General features: G+C 75.1%; 9 protein-coding genes and 2 pseudogenes. 6 read left to right on the top strand and 5 right to left on the bottom strand.

The window, feature by feature from the left end; genetic code table 11:
* Together ABD308_RS20460 and ABD308_RS20455 are read left to right on the top strand one after the other, a co-directional pair.
* Positions 1–814: MMPL family transporter (locus ABD308_RS20460; protein ID WP_344337312.1), on the top strand; the 814-nt coding region annotated here is incomplete at its 5' end.
* Between the two features lie 142 nt (positions 815–956).
* Positions 957–1,127 (top strand): annotated as a pseudogene (locus ABD308_RS20455) (MarR family transcriptional regulator); the annotation flags it as partial.
* Between the two features lie 159 nt (positions 1,128–1,286).
* Here the strand turns inward: ABD308_RS20455 and ABD308_RS20450 are convergent.
* From ABD308_RS20450 to ABD308_RS20440, 3 genes and pseudogenes are all read right to left on the bottom strand, one after another.
* Positions 1,287–2,792 (bottom strand): annotated as a pseudogene (locus tag ABD308_RS20450) (SDR family oxidoreductase); the annotation flags it as partial.
* Between the two features lie 535 nt (positions 2,793–3,327).
* Positions 3,328–4,278, bottom strand: a complete 951-nt coding sequence (locus tag ABD308_RS20445; RefSeq protein ID WP_344337310.1) for a hypothetical protein — start codon at positions 4,276–4,278, stop codon at positions 3,328–3,330.
* The gene (locus ABD308_RS20440; protein ID WP_344337309.1) at positions 4,275–4,817 is read right to left on the bottom strand and encodes an RNA polymerase sigma factor; all 543 of its coding nucleotides are present in this window, start codon (positions 4,815–4,817) and stop codon (positions 4,275–4,277) included. The genes ABD308_RS20445 and ABD308_RS20440 overlap by 4 nt, the downstream gene beginning before the upstream one ends.
* 550 nt (positions 4,818–5,367) lie before the next feature.
* Here ABD308_RS20440 and ABD308_RS20435 point away from each other — a divergent pair.
* Both ABD308_RS20435 and ABD308_RS20430 read left to right on the top strand, forming a co-directional pair.
* The gene (locus ABD308_RS20435) at positions 5,368–6,075 is read left to right on the top strand and encodes a CBS domain-containing protein (protein WP_344337308.1); all 708 of its coding nucleotides are present in this window, start codon (positions 5,368–5,370) and stop codon (positions 6,073–6,075) included.
* Positions 6,076–6,235: 160 nt separating this feature from the next.
* Complete coding sequence (locus ABD308_RS20430) at positions 6,236–6,919, top strand: LamG domain-containing protein (RefSeq protein WP_344337306.1); 684 nt, start codon at positions 6,236–6,238, stop codon at positions 6,917–6,919.
* 48 nt (positions 6,920–6,967) lie between these two features.
* Here ABD308_RS20430 and ABD308_RS20425 read toward each other — a convergent pair whose 3' ends face one another.
* Positions 6,968–7,339, bottom strand: a complete 372-nt coding sequence (locus tag ABD308_RS20425; RefSeq protein WP_344337304.1) for a hypothetical protein — start codon at positions 7,337–7,339, stop codon at positions 6,968–6,970.
* A 241-nt stretch (positions 7,340–7,580) separates the two neighbouring features.
* Here ABD308_RS20425 and ABD308_RS20420 point away from each other — a divergent pair, with 241 nt between their 5' ends.
* A complete protein-coding gene (locus ABD308_RS20420; protein WP_344337303.1) occupies positions 7,581–8,000 on the top strand; it encodes an SHOCT domain-containing protein in 420 nt (139 codons plus the stop codon).
* Positions 8,001–8,092: 92 nt separating this feature from the next.
* Here the strand turns inward: ABD308_RS20420 and ABD308_RS20415 are convergent, their stop codons facing one another.
* Entirely contained in the window at positions 8,093–8,503 is a 411-nt protein-coding gene (locus ABD308_RS20415) for an organic hydroperoxide resistance protein (protein WP_344337302.1), read from the bottom strand.
* A gap of 133 nt (positions 8,504–8,636) precedes the next feature.
* On the opposite strand from ABD308_RS20415, the gene ABD308_RS20410 reads away from it, so the two are divergent.
* Positions 8,637–9,155, top strand: coding sequence for a MarR family winged helix-turn-helix transcriptional regulator (locus ABD308_RS20410; RefSeq protein WP_344337300.1), 519 nt, complete (start codon positions 8,637–8,639; stop codon positions 9,153–9,155).
* Positions 9,156–9,167: the final 12 nt, after the last annotated feature.

Raw genomic sequence — 9,167 nt, 5'->3', positions numbered from 1 at the left:
AGTGGCCGGCGTGCGCGCCACCACCGCCGGGGGACCGGGCGGTGCGCCGCTGGTCGTCGACGGCCGGGTCCGGCTGGAGGCCACCCTCACCGCCCCGGCCGACAGCGACGAGGCGATCGCCACCGTCCACCGGCTGCGGAAGGCCGTGCACGCCGTCCCCGGCGCGAACGCGCTGGTCGGCGGCTACACCGCGCAGCAGGACGACACCCGCGCCACCGCCGCGCGCGACCGCACCCTCATCACGCCGGTGGTGCTGCTGTGCGTGCTCGCCGTCCTCGTCCTGCTGCTGCGCTCGCTGGTCGCGCCGGTGCTGCTGGCCGCCACCGTCGCGCTCTCCTACCTGGCGACGCTCGGCGTGAGCGCGGTGGTCTTCCCGCACGTGTTCGGCTTCTCCGCCGTGGACCCCTCGGTGCCGCTGTACGGGTACGTGTTCCTGGTCGCGCTCGGCGTCGACTACAACATCTTCCTGATGACCAGGGTCCGCGAGGAGGCGCTGCGCTCCGGCACCAGGGCGGGCGTGCTGCGCGGGCTCACCGCCACCGGCGGGGTGATCACCTCGGCGGGCGTGGTGCTGGCCGCGACCTTCGCCGCGCTCGGCGTGATCCCGCTGGCGTTCCTCGCCCAGATCGCCTTCATCGTGGCCTTCGGCGTGCTGCTGGACACCCTCCTGGTGCGCTCGCTGCTGGTGCCCGCCCTGGTCCGGGACCTCGGCGACCGGGTCTGGTGGCCGGCCCGCGTCGGACGCGTGGCGGCCAAGCGTCCGGCGCCGGACCGGGACCCGGAGGGCGAGCGCGTCGGCCCGGGGATCTCCTGAGCGCGGGCGGCACCGTTAGGCTGAACCGATTAGCCCGACGTCGTACGCAACCGGAGAACAGGCCTTGGCACAGCAGGGGGAACAGCACGGGTCGCACGGCACGCCCGAGCTCGGCCGGCTGTTGCAGGACCTCGCCTCCGAGATGAACCTGCTCGGCCACGGCTTCGCCGCCGCCAGCGGCCTGCACACCACTGACGTCCAGGCCCTGCTCGCGATCATGCGCGCCGGTCCCGGGGCGTCGCCGGGCATCACCCCCGGGCGGCTCGGCGAGGAACTCGGCCTCTCCTCGGGCGCCGTCACCGCGATGCTCGACCGCCTGGAGCGGGCCGGGCACATCCGCCGCACCCGGGACGCGGCGGACCGCCGGCTGGTCCTGGTGCAGTACCTCCCGGGCGCCNCCACCGTGCTGACCATGACGATCACCGCCCTCGCCGCCGACCGTACCGGTGCCCGCCGGCTCGCCTCCGCCGCCTGGATGTTCGCGGGCGCCCTGCTCGGTGATCCGCCGGGCCATCCCGCCGAAGACCGCGGCGTGGAACGGCGCCACCGCCCACCAGTACGCGTGCCCGGCCAGCCCGCGCGGGTGGAACAGCGCCCGCTGCCGGTAGCGGCTGCCACCCGCCCCGTCCGGCGCGACCGCCAGCTCCAGCCAGGCCGGGCCGGGCAGCCGCATCTCCGCGCGCAGCCGCAGCAGCCGCCCCGGTTCGATCTCCTCCACCCGCCAGAAGTCCAGCGACTCGCCGACCCGCAGCCGCGCCGGGTCCCGCCGCCCGCGCCGCAGCCCCACCCCGCCGGCCAGCCGGTCGATCCAGCCGCGCACGGCCCAGCCGAGCGGGAAGGAGTACCAGCCGTTCTCACCGCCGATCCCCTCCACCACCCGCCACAGCGCGGCCGGATCGGCGTCCACCCGCAACTCCCGGACGTCCTGGTAGAGGCTGCCGCCGGCCCAGTCCGGGTCGGTGGGCAGCGGGTCGCTCGGAGCGCCGGGCAGCGAGGCGGAGGACCACCGGGTCGCGACCTCCGCGTCCCGGATCCGCCGCAGCGCGAGCCGCACCGCCGCGTCGAAGCCGAGGGCGCCGTCCGGCGGCCGCGGGACGTAGCGGTCGAGGTCGTGCTCGCCGCGGACGACCTCGTACCGCAGCGACTCCACCAGCGGCCGGGCGATCGAGCCCGGCACCGGTGTCACCAGGCCGACCCAGAGGCTGGAGAGCCGCGGGGTGAGGACGGGGACGGCCAGGATCAGCCGGCGCGGCAGGCCCGCCACCGCCGCGTAGCGCTCCATCATCCGCCGGTACGTCAGCACCTCGGGCCCGCCGATGTCGAACGCCCGGTTCACCCCGGCCGGCAGCGCGGCCGCCCCGACCAGCAGCCGCAGCACGTCCCGCACGGCGATCGGCTGGATCCGGGTGTCCACCCAGCGCGGGGTCACCATCACCGGCAGGCGCTCGGTCAGGTGGCGGAGCATCTCGAAGGAGGCCGACCCCGAGCCGATGATCACCGCCGCCCGCAGCTCGGCGGTCGGCACACCACTGCCGCGCAGCACCCGCCCGACCTCGACCCGCGAACGCAGGTGCGGCGAGAGCCGCCCGGACGGCACCCCGGCCGGGACCAGCCCGCCCAGGTAAACGATCCGCCGCACCCCCGCCCGGGCCGCCGCCCGCCCGAACGCCGCCGCGGCCGCCCGGTCGGTGGCCTCGAAACCGGCACCGGTACCGAGCGCGTGCACCAGGTAGTAGGCGACGTCGACCCCGTCGAAGGCCCCCTCCAGGCTCTCCTCCCGGGTCACGTCCCCGGCCGCGACCTCCACCCGGCCGCGCCACGGATGGTCCCGCAACCGGTCCGGGTCCCGGGCCAGACACCGCACCGCGTACCCCGCCCCGAGCAACTCCGGCACCAGCCGGCCACCGATGTACCCGGTGGCCCCGGTGACCAGACACCGCGGCGGTCCGGCACGAACGGGACTGTCGGCAACGCTCACGGCGGCTCCCGGAAGAAGGTCGACGGACGCCACGATGATCTCCGCACCCAACCGGCCCCGCACCGCCACCACCACCGCCCCCTGGCCCATCCGGCCCAACCCCGCGGCCGCGAGGCGTTCCTCGGCGCGCCGCCGGTCGGCGTGCCCGCCGCGCCGCCGGAGCAGGGATCGCCGGGGCCGCGCCCGACGGGTTCGGCACGCCGTCCGGACCGCCGCGAGCCGGTACGAGCCGTCCGGCGGGCGAGGGCGTCAGCGGCCGCACAGGGCGTCCACGGCGATGCGGGCCGTCGTGCCGCGACCTCGACGAAGCCGCTCCCGCCGGCCGTGATGACCCGCCTGCGCGCCCTGATGCGGGCCACCGTCACCGAGGGAACGGCGCAGGTGCTCGCCGACCTGCCCGTCGAACAGGGCGTCACCGGCGGCGGCTCGGCCGGCCCGATCCTGCACAGCCTGCTGTCCGCCCGTCCCCGGCGACCCGTCATGACCTCACCCCGCCGGCCGACACCCCCGCCCACCACCCGTCCCGCCCGGGTGCTCAGCCGGCATTGCCGAGGTAGACGTTGTAGCTGGTCACGGAGGGGATGGGGACGTTGAGCAGGCCCGCGGTCTCGGTGAGGGTTTCCTCCTGGGCCAGGACCCGGCCCGTGCCCGGGTCGACGATGAAGGTGTAGCGGGTGGGCAGGCCGCTCCCGTCCGAGCTCGCGGAGTACGCGACGCCCACCCGGCCGGCCCGGTCGGTCACGGTCCCGGTGACCTCAAGGCCCGGCAGCGAGGCGATCAGCTCCAGCACCGCGGCGCGCTGGCCGCCGGTCAGGGCGCGTTCGACGAGCAGGTCGTGGACCGCCTGCGAGGTCCCTCCCGGCCCATCGACACCAGGGGTGCGCCTGCGCAGCCAGTCCTTCAGCGCCTGGCCGTCCTGCGGTGTGCCGACGTCCTGGAGCGTGGGGTGGAAGGGGTCGGTGCGGGTCCTGTCCGACCCGCCGAGGCTGCGCCGTCTGACGACGAGGCCGGCCGGGCCGTCGAGGACCTCGTAGTCGTACGGGACGACGCGGGAGGTGACCTTCCCGCGGTCGTCGCGGGTGTTGAGCGACCACTGCTGCCAGTGCAGTCCCAGCGGGGTGAGGGGTGTCTCACCAGCCGCGCGGGCGGTGCGGGCGAGCTGCAGGAGTTGCGTGCGTGCGTCGGTGGACTCCTGCTCCGCCGTCAGGTGGTACGCCAGCGGCGCGGGGGTGGCGGCCTCGGCGGAGCCGCTGCCCCCCGGCAGCACGAGCAGCGCCGTCGCCACCGCCGACACGGTCGCGGCGGCGGCCAGGCCGACGATCAGGCGCCGCTGTCGGGCCCGCCCCGGTCGAACCTCCGCAGACTCCCTCACGACGTCGTGCAGGATCCGTTCGAGCACCGCCTCGGCCTCGCCCGGGGCCGACGTCTCTCCGGCCGCCGGATCGCTCGCGGCCATCGTCTTCTTGACCCGCCTCGCCGTACTCATCGCTCCACCTCCACCTTCCGCGTGTCCGTCGCCTCCGGCAGCGAGGAATCGGCCTCCAAGGCGTCCAGTGCCATCCGCAGCCGCTTCCGCGCCCGCAGGAGCCGCATCGAGAACACCGCCGTACCGCACCCCAGGGCCCGGGCGGCGTCCCTGACCGGGAGGCCTTCCCAGCCGATCAACGCAAGCACCTCCCGGTCGGCCGGAGACAGCCCCGACCACGCCCGATGGACGGCGTCACGGGCCGCGACCTGCTCTCCCACGTCGCGCGCGGTGGCCACGGTCACCGACTCGCCGGCCCGCACCGCCGCCAGCGCGCTCTCCCGCGCACGGAGGTGGTTGGCGACGGTCTTGCGCGCGACGCCGTACAGCCAGGGCAGCACCGTCGAACGGGGACGGTCCCCGAAGCGCCGCCACACCGTGGTGAAGACCTCGGCCGTCACATCCGCGGCGTCCCCCGGCGCCACCCGCCGGCGGACGTAGCGGTAGACCGCTGTGTGGTGCGCGCCGTAGACGGCCCGGAACTCATCCTCTTCCCCCAAGGCCTCTCCCCAGTTTGGATCCCGCCCTGTATGTGTCGGGACGGCGGCGGATCTAACCACTCGCCCTTGGATCGATTCCTTGACACCGCCCGGGCCGGCTCCGTCACCGCAGCGCCCGTCACGGCCGCCTGGCGTGGTGTCAGCCCTGGTCGTCGCTCCGCTCGGGCGGAGCCGGCGGGAACGGGCCGGTACCGGTGTGCTCGCCGGTGTTCTGGTGTTCGGTCGTCGATGGTCGGCGCGCTACGCGCCCTCTGCGGGCGGCGGCGCTCAGGTGCTCCCGGTGTGGTGGCGGGGGCATCGGGCGGGTGGGGTCGCCCGGACGGCGTAGTGGGGTGGTTTCGGGTGGCGGGGTGGGGCCGGGCCGGTCCGGGTCGGATCCGCGTAGGGAGGAGGAGGCCCTTGGTCCCGCCGGTTCAGCCCCTTGGCCCCTGGCGGATCGCCCGGTCGGGGGAGATGCTCCTGGTACAGCCGATCGGACGACAGGGGTCCGGTCGGACCACGCCTTCGGACGAGGTGAACCGGCGTGCGGCATGCCACCGTCGAATCAGTGATGACCAGTCCCGTGGTCCAGGTCGCCCTCCAGACCGGATTCCGGGAGATCGTCGCGTTGCTGGCCGAGTACGACATCACCGCCGTGCCAGTGGTGGACGGCGACGGCCGGCCGCTCGGGATCGTCTCGGAGGCGGACCTGCTGCTCACCCTGGCCGCCCAGGAGGACCAGGGGAGCCACATGCCGCCGCCGGACCTTTCCCGGACCGGCCCAGGCGGCGCGGTCACCGCCGCCGATCTGATGTCCGGCCCGGTGGTGTGCACCACCCCGGGCGCCAGCGTGGTCGCGGCGGCCCGGCTGATGAACCGGCACGGCGTGAAGCGGCTTCCGGTGCTGGACGAGGACGGCCGGGTGTTCGCCATGGTCAGCCGGGGCGACCTGCTGCGGGTCTTCCTGCGCGAGGACCGGGTGATCCGCCGGGAGATCGTGGAGGAGGTGCTCGGCCGGGTCGAGGGCGTGAGCCCTTCCCAGGTGGGCGTCGAGGTCGACCAGGGGCGGGTGGTGCTCAGTGGCACCGTGCCCGAGCCGCACCTCGTCGCGATCGTGCTGAACCTCTGCCGCTCGGTCGACGGCGTGGTGTCGGTGACCGACCGGCTGAGCGCCGACTCCTTCGGCGGCCTGGGCCCCGAAGACGGCGCTCCGGGCGGGCCGGGGGGCGCGCATGACGGTGACGCGCGCGGGGACGACGCGCCTGCGCCCATCCTCTGAGCCCGCACGCCCGCGCGCCCGGGCCCGTCCCGCACCCTTGACCGTGAACTGGGCTGGACCCGGAGCGTCCGGTTCGAATACTGCGCAGCGTGGCGGGTATCTCACCCAGCGTGTGCGGCGGTAGTGGGCCGCCGCGCCGCCGGGTACCGGGGAGGCAGCCGTGGCCGTCGTGTTCGACGCGGACTTCACATCGACCAGCCAGTGGGTCGCGGGGCGCAGCAGCGCCTATCCCCGGATGGGGCCGACCAACCGGGGCGACCACAAGCTCGACTTCCTCAGCCGCGCCCACTGCCCGGACGGACTGTTCACCGCGACCCGGCGGTTCGGCGGGGACCTGTGGACGTGCAACCTGCTCACCACCGAGGGCAGCCCGGAGGGCTTCCAGGTCCGCACCGGTGACGCGCTGAGCGCGCGGGTCACGCTGCCCGTCGAGCTGGGGGCCTGGCCGGCGATCTGGACGTGGCGGGAGGGCGGCAACGAGATCGACGTGTTCGAGTACCACCCCGACAACCCGGACCTGCTGGAGATCTCCAACCACGTCCGGGGCGGCTACCGGTACTGGCACGGGGCGGACGCGGGCATAGCCCCCGGCGCCACCTTCGACATCCGGACGGTCTTCGGCGCGCACTCGGTGGACTGGTTCGTCGACGACACCCTCGTCCACGCCGACCGCCGGGGCGTGGGCGCCGACTGGCACGCCTATCTGATCGTCAACCTCTCGGTCTCGGACGGCACCTACCACGCCCGCCCGCCGGCCTTCGGGCCGGAGCGGCTCGCCTGGACCTGCCACAGCCTGCAGGTCGAGCGTGGCGACCCTGACCCCGGACCGTCGCCACGTACGTGACCCCGGTGTGGGGGACGGGGGATGGGGGCCGGGGGCTGGGGGCCTGGGTCAGCGGTCGGGCGGGAACATCGCCGTGATCAGGCCGCGCGGTCCCGAGCGCTGGAACCAGACCACCCGGCGGTACGGGCCGATGTACGCGGGGTGCGTGACGTAGAGGTCGTCGCGCGGCGCGGACTCGTTGCCCGGCGCGAGCGCGGCGTCCACCGCGTCGGCGGCGATGGACCGCAGCAGCGCGTGCGCGGTCGACGCGGCCGCGGCGGGGGCGATGGCCAGCGCGGTCAGCTCGAACCAGAGCGCCGTCGAGACGTAGCCGATGAGGGAGTGGCCGAGGGAGGGGTGGGGGCGGTGGTCCTGGTAGCGGAGCAGCACCCCGGCCGCGACGAGGCGCTCGCGGTCGTCGGCCGGCGGGTGGTGGTTCATGGGGCGAACGGTACCCGGCGCGGTTCGGGCGGGCCCGGCTCCCGGGATCTACGGTCCGCCGGGTGTCGGTCGGCGTGTGGTCGCGGGTCGCTTCGAGCCGTGTCGCCCGTCCTGGCGGTGCCCGGTTCTCACGTCGCTCCGACGGTCGGGGGCGCACGATGGTGGTGAGGCGCCGATCGCCCCGGGCACGGGCCGGCCGTCACGGCCGCCGTCCGCCGGCCGGGGCGGTGAGGAGGTCGTGATGACGTACTGGAACGGCCATGGCTACGGACACGGGTTCGGCGGCTGGGGTCTGGGGCTGATGGCGTTGGGGCTGTTGCTCGTGCTGTTGGCGCTGGTGGCCGTCACGGTGGTCCTGGTTCGGCAGTCGCGGACGCCCGGGCCGCCGTCCAAGGGGGTGTGGGCCGCGGGGCCGTCGGGTCCGGGGTCGGGGTCGGGACCAGGGCCGGGTGGGGTGCCGCCGGTGCCGTTGCCCGAGCAGGTGCTCGCGGAGCGGTTCGCGGGCGGTGAGATCGACGCGGAGGAGTACCGGCACCGGCTGGGGGTCCTGCGCGAGGCGGGTGGCGGGCCGGTGCCCGGTGGACCGCCGGGTCCGCCTCCCGCGCCGCCGTCCGGCCCGCCGCCTGTTCCGCCGCGTCCGCCCGAGGGGCCGGCCGGCTGACGCCGTGGGGCCCCGCCGCGTACCTGCGCGACGGGGCCCCACCGGGTATCGGCAAGCCGACTGACCGACTGACCGACTGGCCGGCTCGCCGACTACTCGACGACGAGCTCAACCGGGATGTTGCCCCGGGTGGCGTTGGAGTACGGGCACACCTCGTGCGCCTTCTTGACCAGCAGCTCGCCGGTCTCGCCCGCGAGCGCCTCCGGCAGCTCGACCCGCAGCACCACGGCGAGGCCGAAGCCCTCGCCGTCCCGGCCGATGGACACCTCGGCGGTCACCGAGACGTCGCCGGTGTCCACCTTCGCCTGCCGGCCGACCAAGCCGAGCGCGCTGGCGAAGCAGGCGGCGTAGCCGGCCGCGAACAGCTGCTCCGGGTTGGTGCCCTGCCCGCTGCCGCCGAGGCCGGGCGGCATCGCCAGGGCGAGGTCGAGCTGCCCGTCCGAGCTGACGGCGCGGCCCTCCCGGCCGTTGGCGGTGGCGACTGCGGTGTAGAGCGCGTCCATGTCCGTTCCCTTCCGTCCTGCGGTGCGAAGTCTCGGTCCGGCGGCCCGGGCGGGCTGCCTGCCGGGACAAGTAGAGCACGCAATTCAATTGCGCACAACTTAATCGCGTGTGCGCCGTCGCTACCATGGAGCCATGACCGAGCCGACGGAGCCGTCCGACCCGCGTGACCTGCCCGACCCGTCCGACCTGCCCGACGACGCCGATCTGCTCCGCCTGGACCGGCAGATCTGCTTCTCGCTGAACGCCGCCTCCCGCGCCTTCGGGGGCGTCTACCGGGTGCTGCTCAAGGACCTCGGCCTGACCTACCCGCAGTACCTGGTCATGCTCGTCCTCTGGGAGCGCGGCGACCTGCCGGTCAAGCGGATCGGCGAGTACCTCAGGCTCGACTCGGGCACCCTCTCCCCGCTCCTCAAGCGGCTGGAGGCGGCCGGCCTGGTGCGCCGCGAGCGCAGCCCCGAGGACGAGCGCTCGGTCACCGTCAGCCTCACCGACGAGGGCTCCGCCCTGCGTGAGCGCGCCGGCCGGGTGCCGCGCCGCCTGCTCGCCGCCACCGGCCTGCCCGTCGAGGAGCTCACCGCGCTGCGTGCCCTGCTGGACCAGGTCACCCTCGCCCTCGACACCGCCGTCCCGGAGCTCGCAGCCAAGGACTGACGCCCGCCCCGC

The sequence above is a fragment of the Kitasatospora putterlickiae genome, from assembly GCF_039527695.1.
GTDB lineage: Bacteria > Actinomycetota > Actinomycetes > Streptomycetales > Streptomycetaceae > Kitasatospora > Kitasatospora putterlickiae.
Note: the sequence above shows the minus strand (reverse complement) of the source record. Positions and strands in the feature narration are given on the sequence as shown.